12 protein-coding genes are annotated in these 14948 nt (G+C 51.9%); 5 read left to right on the top strand and 7 right to left on the bottom strand.

Annotation, left to right across the window (positions count from 1 at the left end):
- Positions 1–6: 6 nt before the first annotated feature.
- Entirely contained in the window at positions 7–729 is a 723-nt protein-coding gene (hutC, locus tag CBE72_RS08990) for a histidine utilization repressor (RefSeq protein WP_100143242.1), read from the bottom strand.
- A gap of 145 nt (positions 730–874) precedes the next feature.
- Between hutC and hutI the strand changes: the two genes are divergently transcribed.
- The 3 genes from hutI to CBE72_RS08975 all read left to right on the top strand — a co-directional run bounded on the left by hutI (position 875) and on the right by CBE72_RS08975 (position 3968).
- The gene (hutI, locus tag CBE72_RS08985; protein ID WP_100143241.1) at positions 875–2101 is read left to right on the top strand and encodes an imidazolonepropionase; all 1227 of its coding nucleotides are present in this window, start codon (positions 875–877) and stop codon (positions 2099–2101) included.
- Positions 2102–2474: 373 nt separating this feature from the next.
- Positions 2475–3263, top strand: a complete 789-nt coding sequence (locus CBE72_RS08980; RefSeq protein WP_028780545.1) for a hypothetical protein — start codon at positions 2475–2477, stop codon at positions 3261–3263.
- A 132-nt stretch (positions 3264–3395) separates the two neighbouring features.
- Positions 3396–3968: a hypothetical protein gene (locus tag CBE72_RS08975; protein WP_157929054.1), complete on the top strand. Its 573-nt coding sequence runs from the start codon at positions 3396–3398 to the stop codon at positions 3966–3968.
- A 1230-nt stretch (positions 3969–5198) separates the two neighbouring features.
- Here CBE72_RS08975 and CBE72_RS08970 read toward each other — a convergent pair.
- The 6 genes from CBE72_RS08970 to CBE72_RS08945 all read right to left on the bottom strand — a co-directional run bounded on the left by CBE72_RS08970 (position 5199) and on the right by CBE72_RS08945 (position 12687).
- The gene (locus CBE72_RS08970) at positions 5199–5471 is read right to left on the bottom strand and encodes a DUF4242 domain-containing protein (protein WP_100143239.1); all 273 of its coding nucleotides are present in this window, start codon (positions 5469–5471) and stop codon (positions 5199–5201) included.
- 285 nt (positions 5472–5756) lie between these two features.
- A complete protein-coding gene (gene mltC / locus CBE72_RS08965) occupies positions 5757–6878 on the bottom strand; it encodes a membrane-bound lytic murein transglycosylase MltC (protein ID WP_229671982.1) in 1122 nt (373 codons plus the stop codon).
- A 236-nt stretch (positions 6879–7114) separates the two neighbouring features.
- Positions 7115–9301, bottom strand: coding sequence for an OsmC domain/YcaO domain-containing protein (locus tag CBE72_RS08960; RefSeq protein ID WP_100143237.1), 2187 nt, complete (start codon positions 9299–9301; stop codon positions 7115–7117).
- A 233-nt stretch (positions 9302–9534) separates the two neighbouring features.
- A complete protein-coding gene (locus tag CBE72_RS08955; RefSeq protein ID WP_025888223.1) occupies positions 9535–10446 on the bottom strand; it encodes a cation diffusion facilitator family transporter in 912 nt (303 codons plus the stop codon).
- Positions 10447–10487: 41 nt separating this feature from the next.
- Complete coding sequence (locus CBE72_RS08950) at positions 10488–10892, bottom strand: hypothetical protein (RefSeq protein ID WP_157929053.1); 405 nt, start codon at positions 10890–10892, stop codon at positions 10488–10490.
- Positions 10893–11088: 196 nt separating this feature from the next.
- Positions 11089–12687, bottom strand: a complete 1599-nt coding sequence (locus CBE72_RS08945) for an AbgT family transporter (RefSeq protein ID WP_100143235.1) — start codon at positions 12685–12687, stop codon at positions 11089–11091.
- Between the two features lie 628 nt (positions 12688–13315).
- Here CBE72_RS08945 and CBE72_RS08940 point away from each other — a divergent pair.
- Positions 13316–13885 (top strand): LemA family protein, encoded by a 570-nt coding sequence (locus CBE72_RS08940; protein ID WP_039035348.1) that lies wholly within the window; start codon positions 13316–13318, stop codon positions 13883–13885.
- Positions 13886–13906: 21 nt separating this feature from the next.
- On the top strand, positions 13907–14941 hold the full coding sequence (locus tag CBE72_RS08935) for a DUF3137 domain-containing protein (protein ID WP_100143234.1): 1035 nt from the start codon (positions 13907–13909) through the stop codon (positions 14939–14941).
- Positions 14942–14948 lie beyond the last annotated feature (7 nt).

Raw genomic sequence — 14948 nt, 5'->3', positions numbered from 1 at the left:
TTGTTTTTATTTAGCTTTATTTTCGCCTCTGAAGGTCAAATGCCCTCCGAGACGGAAGCGGCTGCCGGGATGGATCAGCCGGGCAAAACTCACCACCCCCTGGCGTGACCAGGTGCGGCGCAGTATCTGTAAACAGGGCTCGCTGGCGGGGATCGCCAAGCGAGCGCGTATCTGTTCATTGGCGACTATCGCCTCTATGGTGTGGCGTGCTTCGGTCAAAGGCGCCACCTGCGACAGATATTCATGAGGGGTCTGCAAATTGAAATCCTGCTGCAGATAGTCGGGGATTAACTGAGGGTTTACGAAGCGCTCCTCGAGCTGTAGCGGCAGCCCCTCTTCACAGTGCACCAGCACCGAGTAAAACACCCGGCTGCCGGTCTCCAGCCCCAGGGCGATGGCGATAGGCGCCAGGGCCTCTATGGCGGTCAGCTCCAACACCTGCACGCTGTAACCATGGCCGCGGGCCTTGATCTCATCGGCGATATTACGGATAGACAACATGGATGACTGCGACTTGAACTCGGCCACAAAGGTACCCAGCCCCTGACTGCGCTCCAGTACGCCGTTGTCCACCAGCTCGGTCAATGCCCGTCTGGCCGTCATCCGGCTGCACTCAAACAGCTCCGCCAGTTGGTTTTCGGAAGGCACCCTGGAGTGCTCCACCCATTCACCCGACTCAATGCGGTCTGAGATGTACTGTTTAATGCGGGCGAACTTGGCTGTGCTCATCGAATCGACTCTGTGTTGGTTTCAATCTGCTCAAAAACTCGGCTATAATCCTAACTTGTATATACAAGTAAATACAAGTTGGCTCACAAAATCACAACAATTGCCATCATTAAGGCAAGCGTAAGGCAAACAACAAGGAGCAAGCATGTCCTGGGATCAGGTTTGGATAGATATCAATATTGCCACTATGGACCCTTCTGTATCAGAGGCTTATGGTGCCATCACAGACGCAGCCCTGGCAGTAAAAGACGGCAAAATAGCCTGGATTGGCAAGCGCAGCGAACTGCCTGCCTTCGACGTGCTGGCAACTCCGGTTTACAAGGGCAAAGGCGGCTGGCTGACGCCCGGGTTGATAGATGCCCATACCCATTTGGTGTTTGCCGGTAACCGCGCCAACGAGTTCGAGCTGCGTCTCAAGGGTGCCAGCTATGAAGAAATCGCCCGTGCCGGTGGCGGCATTATCAGCACGGTCAAGGCCTGTCGTGAGGCCAGCGAGGTCGAACTGTTCGACGAGGCTCGTCGCCGCCTCAACGCCCTGGCCAAGGAAGGGGTTACTACGGTGGAGATAAAGTCGGGCTACGGGCTGGAAACCGCCACCGAACTCAAGTTGCTCAGGGTCGCCCGCGAGCTGGGCAAACACCACCATGTGGATGTGGTCACCACCTTCCTGGGTGCCCACACCTTCCCACCCGAATATCAAGGCCGGGAGCAGGAATATGTGCATCTGGTGATCGAGGAGATGCTACCTCAGGTATTGGCGGAAGATCTCGCCGATGCCGTGGATGTGTTTTGTGAAAATATCGCTTTCGACCTGCAGCAAACAGAAGCCATTCTCAGCGCCGCCAAAGCCAAAGGGCTGGATATCAAGTTGCACGCCGAGCAGCTCTCCAACATGGGCGGCTCAATGCTGGCCGCCCATCTGGGGGCCAAGTCTGTGGATCATATCGAGTATCTGGATGAAGCCGGGGTCAAGGCCCTGGCCGAGAGTGGCACCTGCGCCACCCTGTTGCCCGGCGCCTTTTACTTCCTGCGAGAAACCCAGCTGCCACCGATAGCCTTGCTGCGCCAATATCAGGTGCCCATGGTACTGGCCAGCGACTTCAACCCGGGGACGTCCCCCATCTGCTCAACCCTGTTGATGCTCAACCTGGGCTGCACCCTGTTCCATCTGACGCCGGAAGAGGCCTTGGCCGGTGTCACCCGCAACGCCGCCAAAGCCTTGGGTATTGAGTCCAAAGTGGGTGTGCTTGCTGTCGGCATGCAGGCCGACTTCTGCCTGTGGCGGATCTCAACCCCAGCGGAACTGGCCTACAGCTACGGCGTGAATCCGTTGGTGGATGTCATCAAGGGGGGCAAACTTATTCATCAATAAGTTTGGCCAGTGATTGGATGGCAGGTCACCGACCTGCTGTCGGCTTGCGCGCCGACATCCCAGCGCCAGGGAATAGCTGCACAGCTTTGACTCATCAGTTTTAACTGGATTAGCATGGATCCAATCTGTCAGTTTCGTTTCCTTGACGTGACCATATCTGACAGATTGGCCTAAATTGGTTCGCATGATCAAATGACTCTGCTTACCGAGCAGCCAGAAAAGTATGATCTAGTAGTTGGAGGGCTTAGAGATTGGCAATCTGATATGCATGCTAACTGTGGCCCTTAAATCGCATAACAAGACTCAGTGTTAGCCCGCAAAGCATCGCGGACAGGGACGGTTTCTCCAGTGTGCGTCGATAGAGTATAAAATAATGCAATCAACAGACGATAATTATGTTAATCACCAAATATTCGAAGAACTGAACTATTACGCACAGTTTTACGAAAATCTTTCTGATGCAGTGATGGGGTTCATCACTATTGGAACAACTTCAATAATTAATATGGACACATATGTTTTCATGTCGATGAAAGGCACAATTGAGTCAATAAGATTAGTATTAAAAGAAGGAAAGATGAATGATGCTTATGCTCTTCTAAGAAAATACTATGACTCAGTTATGGTTAATGCATATACCAATTTATATATAAATGATAATGTAGGGCGTTCCGGTTACTACATTACAGAAATAAATGACTGGCTACATGGTAGAAAACCATTACCGAGAATGCCTAAGATGTCTAAATACCTTGATAGCTCGGCGTCTTTATCTGATCTAAATTCATTACTCAAAATTGATAAACGATATGACGGTATCAGAGAGCGTTGTAATGATAATATGCATTATAATTTTTTTGCATTACTGATGCTCAATGACGGTGAAGTTTATATGGATGAGCGTCTCCATCATTTAGACCAACTCAGGGTGGATGTCCGTGACGTGTTTATTTTAAATATGTCATACATACTGACAATAAATGAGAGCTATATGATGTCATCAGATTATGTGGATCACTTAGAAGTAGGTATGACCCCGCCTGAAGGTTCACAATATTGGGTTGCTCCATTTATACAAGACATGGCGTCCGATGTTCTTTTACAGGAACGTCCAGATATATTTAAGTTACTAAAAAGCCAGACATGCATGGAGCTAGATTGAGAAATCACCTAGCAAAGAGCCCCATTGCGAGCTTTCTGCCAGAAAAATTTTGGTCGAAAGCTTATACGTGTTGACCAAATTTCAATAATAGTTCACTTTGTGTACACTGTGAAAATCATTGGGGAATTTGGCATGGAGCCGATATCTATTGCAACTAGTTTTGCAACCATTGTTGGATTACTTTGTAATTTCAAAGGCGAGAACTCTGGAAGGGAATTGTCTGAGTTTATTGGTTGGTTAAAAGAAAGACATCACATTGATGTGGTTTCTGGTATTGAACACAATCGAGTATTAGGTAATGAGATCCAAGCCCTTTTGCTTTTAAACCATCAAGATCTACTTGAACGATTAGATTCATTAGATCAAATCTTAGCCTCGATCGCGATTAATATTGATTGTTTTGCTAATCTTGCCACAACGATTCGTCCAGACAGTATTTTTTCAGAACAAGCTATTTCTATCATTAAGCAGTTCAGTGAGTCTGGTGCTAGAGAATGTTGGGAGTCTAGTCAATTGGGAAGTATGACTCCAAGTCTCATATTAATAGATGGCGCAGGCCAACTTGTGATAAAAGAACCTAGGTTCCTAGAAGATGATCTTAAAACTCTGGTGGAGTTTGGCATTCTTCGATTAGATTTCGGCAGTAAAGGAACCAGAAAATTCATAATAACGAGAAAAGCTGTCCAGCTTGCAGAATTAAGCTAATGTCTAAATAAGTGTTCCTAATTGTGCTACACCCTGCTGAAAGCCTTATTTGGCTTGAGTTTATACGCATACACTCGGAAAGCCCTGTACTACAAGGCTCCTTGCTAAAGGATGCTAAACTAAGCACGATGATGACTAATGAGGCCAGTGACCTACATTTAGGAACAGCTATTTAGAATTGAGCTGCATGAGCGCCGAATGTAGGTTTACGATCAAATCAAAACTGTCAAATAGTGTTGAGTCAGTACATTTAAACCTTAAAGAATGGCACCGCTCCCCCTTCGGAGCCGCCGCGGGCGTTGTTGCAAATTGGCGTAGCCGAGACAGGGATGTCGAGGCTCGAAGGTCGAGCACGGAGGCGAGTCCTGAGTGTAGCCAATTTGTTTCATAAGCCAGCGGGGATTTCGGCTACGTCGGGGTGTCCTTGGGGATGCAAGGGGCTTTGGACAAGCAAAGCCCCTTGCCCGGTGTGGTGTGGAACACCACGACTTTAGGCCGCTGGCACAGCGGCTATCATAGCTTCCAGCTAAAAGTATCTAAGTTAGTATTGGCCGAACTTCCGGCCACGATGTAACCCATCACCTGCGGTGCGCTCTCGCACAGGCGATCCTGTGACACGCTGCGAGTACATCCTTGTAAGCTCTGCCTCGCCATCCCTGGCTCGGAAGGTCACAGTTCCGCCTGCGCCTGGAATTAGGCGTATATCTGCAGCTGAATACGACACTTTGGGATGAAGAATTGCACCTACTCCCCCTCGGTGTCGCCGAAAGCCGTTGGCGCAAATAACGTGGCTGAGGGCGAATGCTCGCCGGTGGCGAGCGTGCTTATGGGCGCGAGCCAAGGAAGGCGAGCTGGCCTTTATCCATGGAAGGATTTGGATGCCGAAGCAGCGACAGTCGAATCAGGGATGAANAGGAAGGCGAGCTGGCCTTTATCCATGGAAGGATTTGGATGCCGAAGCAGCGACAGTCGAATCAGGGATGAACGTCTGAAGCGGTAGTTATTTGCGCCATTAGGCCGAGGGGCTTTCGACACCGTGTGGGGCGGCAAGGGAGATCCAAGAGGGGATTGCTGTTGATCCCTTCTTGGTCGGGTGTGGGGCGAAGCTCCACGACTTTAGGCCGCTGGCACAGCGGCTATCATGGCTTCAAGCCAAGTGGCAACGTTGGCAACAATCCGGCATACCTTTGGGGATACAAGGGACTTTGAACATGCAAAGCCCCTTTTGAGTTACTCCGCTGTCGTTGGGTCGATTGAACGTCTCACCTCATTGACGGCATTGATAGGAAAACCGCCCCTTTCGGCATGTTCACGCACCAGAGCCTCATTGGGGGCTATGTAAACGCAGTACACCTTATCCGGGGTCACAAAGCTCTCTAGCCACTGGACCTTCGGCCCCATCTCTTCCAACACGGCACAGGACTTTTGCGAGATTTCACGAAACTCAGCGGCGGATAAACCTCCGGCCCCGGGTAAGTCTCTTTCAATGATAAATTTAGGCATAACAACCTCCTTACGGGATCTTTCTGAGTATAGTTCCTGAAGGGGGCGGCTTCCGCTTGGGTCTGCGTTCAAACGGGGGCATGTTGATCCAAACTCCGCCGTGAACGCGGCCAAACTCTGACTCCGGCATGCCGAAGTCAGGCGGTCTGAGCGCCAATGGTTATGCACGCAACTCTCTATAAAAGAGAACGCTGCGAGAACTGATGTACATCCTCCCAGGCTCTGATGGCTGAACTAGCCACTCATCAGCAGAGGTAGCGATAGGCGCTTATGCCTGAAGGCAAACTATAAATTACCGCTATTAAATTCTTTTTGAAAATACAGTACTTTCTGCAAGTATCTTCTGGCTTCGGCCTTGGGATGCGCCGTAGTCAACTCCTTGTATACTTGCGAGGGTGTCAACGCATTGAGTTCCCGCATCGCCCGCTGCCGGTCGAGATCAAATGTCGCCAACACACCGCCGGTTCCACCGTTGTAGGCCGAAATCATCGAATAATGCCGCGAAGAAGGATTGCTGACATCCTTGAGATAGCGATTCTTCAAAATATGAAAATAGGCCGCACCGGTATCAATATTATTAGCCGGATCAAATAGGTAGTCTCTGGTTGGAATATCATTGCGATTCTTGATGAGCTTGAATACATCGGCCCCGGCCGTTTTGGGGATCACTTGCATTAACCCATAGGCCCCGGCGTGGCTGACGGCATAGGGGTTAAAGCTGGACTCGGTTTTGATGATGGCATACAGGAGATCTTCATTGATTTGATAGCGGCGGGAAGCCTCGCGGATCAAATGAGCGTACTGATATTCACGTTGACTGAGGTGGTCACGCACCATGTCAATTTCAACATAATAGGCTTGCCCCTTTTTCAGCTTTTTCGTCACCAGCTTGTTGGCCAACAGATACTCGGCAAAACGGTTGGCACGCCACTGCCATTCTATTGATTTACCATCATGATCAACCACTTGCCCAAGCAAAAATGGCTTGCCTGAGATCATGACTCTCTTGTCACTGAATAGATCTATCTTGGTTGGATCAGCTGGCATCAGCAGCGTTTCCACTATGGCATTTTTTAATCTGGCCTTGGGCTGATGGCGAGAAACGGTGCTGACCCAAATCTTGCCCTTGTCAAAGTCAATATGGGCTCGGGTACGGTAGCCATCTATGTACTTCACATATTGATGTTTACTGGCCACCATATAGTTATCATCGCCCCACTGTTTTTTGACTTGAGAGGCGAAGTATTTGACGATTTTTTCAAACGCCTGCCGCTCTTGAGAAGGCGAAATGGCGACCACGGGAACCGGAGGGCGATTGGATTGAGGATTGTCACACACACAGGTTACCGGTTGCTGGGCACAGGCAGACAGAATTAGCGGCAACAACAAAAGCCATAGGTTTTTCAAAACGTCAATCATCCCTCAATAAAACAAATTGTCATTATCCATAAGCGACCCGCATTTGAATGTTATGAAGCCGACAAAGTATAAATCTGCTGCTTAACGACAAATACTCTCGGGGCCTAAAGCCCTGAAGGAATGACGCTACAAACAACAGCAGAGCCCATCGCAAAAAAGCCAACCCGCTGGGGTTGGCTTTGAATACAAATGGCAACTGGCCAGCAGCATGCCCTTTCGTTAGCTTACTTCTTGGCAGCCACTCTGGCGCGGGCGGCGTGCAGCTTCTTGTAGCTTTCGATCAGCCGCTGGTGTTTTTCCAGGCCTTCGAGCTGCATATTGGTTGGGGTCAGGCCGTAGAAGCGCACTGTGCCATTGACCGACCCTATGGCGGCATCCAGAGTTTCCTGGCCAAACATGCGCCCTAAGTTGTAACGGTAGTCGTCCAGCTCAAGCTCATCGTCCAGGCTGATCTCCAACACCGCCTGCAAGCATTGATAGAAGAGACCACGAGCGACGGTATTGTTGTTGTACTGCAGGAAGGTTTCGGTCAGCTCCAGCGCTTCTTCCAGCTCACCTATGGCCAGGCAGATCAGCAGCCTGAGTTCGAGTATCGTCAGTTGGCCCCAGACGGTGTTTTCATCAAACTCTATGCCTATCAGGGTGATGATATCCGTGTAGATATCCAATTGGCTGTCTTCGAGGCGCTCGGACAGGCTTTGCAGTTGGCTGTCGCTGAGGCGATGCAGGTTAAGAATATCTTCTCTGTAGTCCAGCGCCTTGTTGGTGTTGTCCCAAATCAGATCCGATACCGGATACACCTCGGAGAAGTCTGGCACCAGGATCCGGCAGGCATTGCCTATCTCGGTAAACTCGGCGATATAGACCTCTTTGCCCATCTCTTCAAGAATCCCGAACAGGCTCTGGCTCTCTTCGGCGTTGCTGCCGGAGAAGTCCCATTCGACAAACTCATAGTCCGGCTTGCTACTGAAGAAGCGCCAGGAGATCACCCCGCTGGAATCGATAAAGTGCTCTACAAAGTTCTCCGGCTCCTGCACCGCCATGCTGTTGAAAGTAGGCTTTTGCACATCGTTTAGGCCCTCGAAACTGCGGCCCTGCAGCAGTTCGGTGAGGCTGCGCTCCAACGCCACCTCAAAACTGGGGTGGGCGCCGAAGGAGGCAAACACGCCGCCGGTGCGGGGGTTCATCAGGGTCACACACATGACGGGGAACTGGCCACCGAGGGAGGCATCCTTGATCACCAGCGGAAAACCCTGGGCTTCCAGCGCCTCTATGCCGGCCACTATCGAAGGATACTTGGCCAGCACGGCTTTCGGCACCTCAGGCAGAACCAGCTCATCTTCTATGATGCGGCGCTTCACCGCCCGCTCGAAAATCTCGGACAGACACTGCACCTTGGCCTCATCCAGGTTGTTACCTGCGCTCATGCCGTTGCTGAGATACAGGTTTTCAATCAGGTTTGAGGGGAAATACACAGTCTCGCCATCGGACTGACGCACATAAGGAATGGCGCAGATGCCGCGCTCGACATTGCCCGAGTTGGTGTCGATAAGGTTGGAGCCGCAGAGCTCACCATCCGGGTTGTAGATTTCCAGGCAATAGTCATCGAGGATACCGGCTGGCAGCTCATCGTTGGGACCGGGCTGGAACCACTTCTCATTGGGATAGTGAACAAATTCGGCGTTGGCGATCTCGGGGCCGAAATACTGGTCGTTGTAGAAGAAGTTGCAGCTGAGACGCTCGATAAACTCGCCCAGAGCCGAGCAGAGCGCGCTCTCTTTGGTTGCGCCCTTGCCGTTGGTAAAACACTTGGGCGAAGCGGCGTCACGGATATGCAGCGACCAAACATTGGGCACCAGGTTACGCCAGGAGGAGATCTCTATCTTCATCCCCAGTTCGGCCAAGGTGTTGGTCATGTTGGCTATGGTCTGCTCCAGCGGCAGATCCTTACCCAGAATAAAAGTGCTGTGGCTGTCATCCGGCTTCAGCATCAGCATCGCCTGGGCGTCCTGATCCAGGTTATCCACGGTTTCCAACTGGAACTCGGGGCCGGTCTGAACCACTTTTTTCACGGTGCAGCGGTCGATGGAACGCAGTATGCCTTCACGGTCTTTGTCAGAGATGGTGTCCGGCAGTTCCACCTGAATCTTGAAGATCTGGTTATAACGGTTTTCCGGGTCGACTATGTTGTTTTGCGACAGACGTATGCCTTCGGTAGGAATATCGCGGGCAACACAGTACACCTTCACAAAATAGGCGGCGCACAGCGCTGATGAAGCGAGAAAGTAGTCGAACGGGCTCGGCGCCGAGCCATCGCCCTTGTAGCGGATTGGCTGGTCGGCAATGACACTGAAGTCATCAAACTTGGCTTCGAGTCTGAGGTTGTCGAGAAAATTTACTTTGATTTCCATTGGATAGTTCCGAGTTCCGGCGGGGTTTCCCGCTCGCCCTATGACACTCGCCGCAGCGGTAAAACCGGCGACCGGCTGTGATCTGGGTCAAATTGAGCAAAATTGGGGGAATTATCCGCTTTTTAACGGCAAAAGTCATTGTTGGCTCAGCCCGCCAGGAGGGAACTCAAAACCGGCCATCGGCCCTGAGGGCTGCTAATGCCCCCGGACAGATGCCCAACGCGGGCGCCGTTTCAGGCGCCCTGTTGCAGTAAGCCTTCCTCTTCGGGCTGCTCTTCCAGCGGCTCCACATGGATAAACACCGCCGCATGGGGAATGGCAGCCATCAAGGCCTGCTCGATACGGTCACAAATGGCATGGGAATGGCCAACGCTCATCTCCTTGGGCAAGGTCAGATGGAAGTCGATATGGCGCCGTCTGCCCGCCTGACGGCCGCGCAAGTCGTGAAAGCCCCCTTCGCTGGGACAGTGGTGCGCGATTATCTCGGCGGCCTGGTTCAGCTCCTCTTCGCTGATGCTGTGATCCAGCAGCGGCTTGAAGGCCTGATCCAGCATGCTTATCGCTTCTTTGAGAATAAACAGCGCCACCCCTATGGCCACTATGGGATCCAGCAGCGCCAGGTTATGGCCAAAATAACCGCCCACCCAGATCAGCAGCAGCCCCACGGCGACCCCGAGAGAGGTGAGCACATCGGCCTTAAGGTGCAGGGCATCGGCCTCAAGTGCCACCGATTGCTCTTCCCTGGCCACCCGGTAGAGATAGGCACTGACACCTGTGTTAACCAGCGCCGACAACAGCATCACCAATACCCCCCAGCCCAGGCCTTCCACCTCTGAGGGGCTGAGCAACTTGCCGACGGCCTCGAAAATAATCCAACCGGCCGCCGCCAAAATCAACAGCGCCTCAATAACCCCGGAAACATTCTCTATCTTGTCGTGGCCGTAGGGATGATCCCAGTCCGGCGGCACATCTGCGCGGCGCACGGCAAACAGGGCGATCAAGGCCGCCACCAAATCCATGGCGGAGTGAATCGCTTCTGAAATGATACTGACCGAGCCACTGACAATACCCGCCGCCACTTTCATGATGATCAGCGAAATATTGGAGCAGACCGAGACCATGGCGGCCCTGGCTTTTCTGGACATCTATTATTCTCCCTCAATACGGCTTGGGACTTGGACTATCGTCAGTCAAAGGTGATTACCTGGGCTCGTGCGCCCTCGCCCCGGTCAATCAACAGCAGAATCAGGCCAAACAACACTTGTGTAGGCAATAGCAGCACTAGCCAACTGCTCCACAGCAGGCTGTCGTCGACCCGAATAACAAACTTGAGTTGCAACGCCAGCAAAGCAAGCAGCCAGAGCGCAAAACAACGAAAACGGCAAAAGAAGCTGCCAAGGCCCATGAGCCACAGCAACCACATAGGCTCCGGCCACCAAGCGGCCCCCTCTGGAGTCAATTGCCCGGGCAGTTCGGCGCCGCTGAAATAGAGTTTACCGACCACGGCCGTGTCGCCTATCTCGGCGGCCAGGGTAAAACTCGTGGCCAACCAAGCCATTAGCAGCAACAGACGTGCAGAAGAAAAACGCATGCGGGCCCAACCAACAAACCAAAGGGCCCGATAGTGTATGACAATAGAAAAAGTTCAACAACTGCTTATACTTACAGCAAAACAGTAACCATTTTCGTCCTCATTTACACAGTTAAACCCCCGCCTTGCGCTGTAAACAAAAAGGGGCCTAAGCCCCTTTCCACTAAAATCCTCAGTCATTCACCCTTGCTGGCTATCAGCCCGCCGGTGAATAGTAGGTAGCCGCACCTGGGCCAACCGGCAGTCCCAAGCCGAATACCCAGAGGAAGAAGAACAGGGTCCAACCGACGAAAAACACCAGCGTGTATGGCAACATGGTAGCCACCAGAGTACCTATCCCCAGGTCCTTCTTGTAGCGCGCGGCGACCGCCAGGATCAGGCCAAAGTAGCTCATCATGGGCGTGATCAGGTTAGTCACTGAGTCACCTATTCGATAGGCCGCCTGAATGGTTTCCGGCGCATAACCCACCAACATCAACATGGGCACAAATATCGGCGCCGTCACTGCCCACTGGGCCGAGGCACTGCCGAGCATCAAGTTGATGAAGCCACACATCATGATAAACAGCAGGAAGACTATCGGCCCGGTCAGCCCCAGGGCACTGAGGGCGTCGGCGCCGGTCACCGCCAACACGGCGCCCAGATTGGTCCACTTGAAGAAGGCCACAAACTGCGAGGCGAAAAACACCAATACGATATACATCCCCATGGTGCTCATGCTGTGGGACATGGCGTTAATCACATCGGTATCTTTTTTCATGGTGCCCACCACCTTGCCGTATACCAGCCCGGGAATGGCAAAGCAGACAAAGATAAACACCACAATTCCCTTGAGAAACGGCGAGCCGGCCACTTCTCCCGTCTCGGGGTGACGCAGTGGGCCCCACTCGGGTACCACAGTCAAGGCCAAGACTGCGCCGAGCAGCAGCGCCGCCAAACCAGCCATTTTCAGCCCCTTTTTCTCCAGTTCGGTGACGGTTTCCATCCGCTGCTGTTCCAAATCGACACTGGCTTCAGAGACATCATAGCGACCGAGCTTGGGTTCAACGATTTTCTCTGTCACCAAGGCGCCGAGGAAAGAGATCACAAAGGTGGAGACAAACATGAAGTACCAGTTGACCTCGGGGCCCACAGTGTAGTCAGGGTCTATCATCTGCGCCGCCGCTTCGGTGATCCCGGATAACAGGGGATCCACGGTTCCCAGTAGGAGGTTGGCACTGTAGCCACCGGATACCCCGGCAAAGGCCGCCGCCAACCCCGCCAAGGGATGCCTGCCAAGAGAATGGAAGATCATCGCCGCCATGGGGATCAGCACGACATAACCCAGTTCGGCGGCGGTATTGGAGACGATTCCGGCAAAGACAATGGTCAGGGTAACCAGGCGCTTGGAGGCTCCCATCACCAGCGCCCGCATGCCGGCGGACAAGAGTCCGGAACGTTCGGCAATCCCAACCCCGAGCAAGGCCACCAATACAGTGCCCAGCGGTGTAAAACCGGTAAAGTTGGTCACCAGGTTGGAGACTATCATCCGCAGCCCTTCGGCATTCATTAGACTGACCACATGGATCAGGCCATCGGCGCTGCGGCCACTGGCGCCTTCGGGGCGAGGATCCACCACTGTGACTTCAAAATAACCGGCAATGCCGGAGATCAGGATGACGGCGGCGCAAAACAGCGCAAATAGTGTGATGGGATGGGGCAAAAGGTTGCCCAGGCGCTCGACCACATTGAGGAAGCGGATAAACCAGCCACTCTTGGCGGTTTCGAGCGGTTGCTGAGAATGATTGGACTGCATCTGATTTCCCTGTCTGCCGGCTCGGCTGCCGGTTCTATTTTCATGGCCGTAACATCTACGACAAGCGGCCGGCCATTTTGCCGTGACACTTTTAACTGAAACTTAACCTGGAAAAATTGCAGGGAAATTGAAGCAAAAAAAAGGACCCAGGGCGGGTCCATAAAGGCAAATTCGCTGAACTATTCGCTTTGCCCCAACGTTGTGTCATTACAATTTACAGCACGCTGTCTGAACCTTGCCTGAACATAATAAAAGCTGTTTGCAAATAGTATGATTCCATTTCTTCGCTTTGACGCACGGTAAACAGTTTTCCCAGGGTCTATGGCGGCTTCCGACAGACTTGAGTCAAAAACTGCTGTTTTTTTACCACTCAAAAATAGATAAATACTTCAAATAAATCATTTAGATAATGTTTCTATGCACTAAAAATGTACAGTCCAAGCCTTTGATTTACCAGCTTTTGCTTAAATCTATCTTTAAAGCCATATAAGTGATGTTTTTCATTGATTTGGCAAGACTCGCCGTCAAGGGGTCAGCACTGGTTCAAAATCACAACAAAGATGCATTTGCGGCCATTTTATGATTAGCTGGCGCAGTTCAAAAAAAACTGCAGGGAACTTTAGCAAATATGGATGGATTTTTGTTGATACTGGCGATCGCCGTGATACTGATTTATCTCTGGTATGTCAGCCTGATAAAAAAACGCAACACGGCCCGTGAAGCCCTCTCCGGCATAGATGTCCAGCTCAAGAAAAGGGCCAATCTGCTGCCCAATATTCTCACGATAGCCAAGCGCTTTATGGATCATGAAAAACAGCTGCTGACCGAGATCACCGAATTGCGCACTCAACTGACCCAAAGCTACAATCCGGCCGACAAAGATGCAGTAAAACAACACCTGGATTTGGCCAACCAGCTCAACAACCGTGTCGGCCAGTTGATGGTGTCGGTAGAAAACTATCCCGAGCTCAAGTCAGACAACACCATGTTGCAGGCGATGCAGACCTATAACGAAGTGGAAGCCCATATCTCCGCGGCGCGGCGTTTCTACAACTCGGCGGTCACTGAACTCAACAATGCAGTGGAAATCTTCCCGGGTTCAATCATAGCCTCAATGGCCAAGGTACAGGCTCTGCCCTTCTATGAGGCGGATGAAAGCGCCAAAAGCCCGGTCAATGCCGGCGACTACTTGAACTGAGACAGAGTAAAAGATTGACCCGTGAATATTATCACCTTCCTGATGGGGGCCAAGATTTCCCCGGTACGCCCGGGAAAAGGCCTACAGGCCCCCAGCGAAGACCTGCCCAAGCTGCAACAATACTATCGCCAGCATATACAGCCCAAGGCCAGTCAATATGAAAGACTGAGGATCAAGAGCCTCAAGCAGTGCCGAACTCGGGTAGCCCTGTTTGTACTGACACTTGTGGTGACTCTGCTGCTGGTTTGGCACTATTGGTACGACCTTATGTACTACAGTTCCCTTGGCCCGGAAGCTTCGTTTGCCCTCGCCCTTACCCCGGCTTTGCTGATGTTTTTCTGGTGTAAGAAACCCATCAAGGCGTTTCAAACACAGGTTAAAAAAGATCTGTTTCCGCTGATCTTTCGCTATTTCGGCGACGACTTTACCTTTAGTCCCAACGATGGTTTGCCACTGCGACCATTTCGCGATGCCGGCATTTTGCCCAAGCATGACATAGCTCGCGCCAGCGATTTTATTACCGGTAGCTATAAACAGGTCGAACTGGGGATCAGTGAATTAGTGCTGAAGTCAGAATATCGGGATAGCAAGAATAAGAAGCGTACCAGCGAGGTATTCAAGGGACTGGCCATGACCTTTACCGTGCCACAAAACTTCGGCTGTCATGCGGTATTGATCCGCGACCGCGGCCTGCTGGGGAAACTCTCTTCCAGCTATTCGGGGCTGAAGCAGATGAAGCTGGAAGATCCTGTGTTCGAGAAAGAGTTCGATGTCTTCGCCGACAATCAGATCAATGGCCGGGTGTTGATGAACCCCTTGTTTATGGAGCGTTTGCTGGACTTGAGCAAGAAGTTCGGCCGGGATCTGCGCTGCGCCTTCCACGGCAGGCAGCTGTTGATCCTGTTTCCCAGTAACAAGGATAGATTCGAGACCGCCTCCATCTTTGAGGGAGCCACCTTCGAAAAGGAGTTCAGCCAGATCCACAGTGAAATGCAGCAACTCTTTGCTATCATTGACATATTGAAACTGGAAACACGGACGGGTTATCAGGCGTGAAGCACAC

Source organism: Shewanella carassii (assembly GCF_002777975.1).
GTDB classification, from domain to species: Bacteria; Pseudomonadota; Gammaproteobacteria; order Enterobacterales; family Shewanellaceae; genus Shewanella; species Shewanella carassii.
This window is presented reverse-complemented; position numbering and strand designations above follow the sequence as displayed.

Excerpts from the sequence above, each read along its gene's own strand:
- hutC (WP_100143242.1), bottom strand. The coding sequence starts at position 729 with ATGAGCACAGCCAAGTTCGCCCGCATTAAACAGTACATCTCAGACCGC.
- hutI (WP_100143241.1), top strand. The coding sequence starts at position 875 with ATGTCCTGGGATCAGGTTTGGATAGATATCAATATTGCCACTATGGAC.
- CBE72_RS08980 (WP_028780545.1), top strand. The coding sequence starts at position 2,475 with ATGCAATCAACAGACGATAATTATGTTAATCACCAAATATTCGAAGAA.
- CBE72_RS08975 (WP_157929054.1), top strand. The coding sequence starts at position 3,396 with ATGGAGCCGATATCTATTGCAACTAGTTTTGCAACCATTGTTGGATTA.
- CBE72_RS08970 (WP_100143239.1), bottom strand. The coding sequence starts at position 5,471 with ATGCCTAAATTTATCATTGAAAGAGACTTACCCGGGGCCGGAGGTTTA.
- CBE72_RS08960 (WP_100143237.1), bottom strand. The coding sequence starts at position 9,301 with ATGGAAATCAAAGTAAATTTTCTCGACAACCTCAGACTCGAAGCCAAG.
- CBE72_RS08955 (WP_025888223.1), bottom strand. The coding sequence starts at position 10,446 with ATGTCCAGAAAAGCCAGGGCCGCCATGGTCTCGGTCTGCTCCAATATT.
- CBE72_RS08950 (WP_157929053.1), bottom strand. The coding sequence starts at position 10,892 with ATGCGTTTTTCTTCTGCACGTCTGTTGCTGCTAATGGCTTGGTTGGCC.
- CBE72_RS08945 (WP_100143235.1), bottom strand. The coding sequence starts at position 12,687 with ATGCAGTCCAATCATTCTCAGCAACCGCTCGAAACCGCCAAGAGTGGC.
- CBE72_RS08940 (WP_039035348.1), top strand. The coding sequence starts at position 13,316 with ATGGATGGATTTTTGTTGATACTGGCGATCGCCGTGATACTGATTTAT.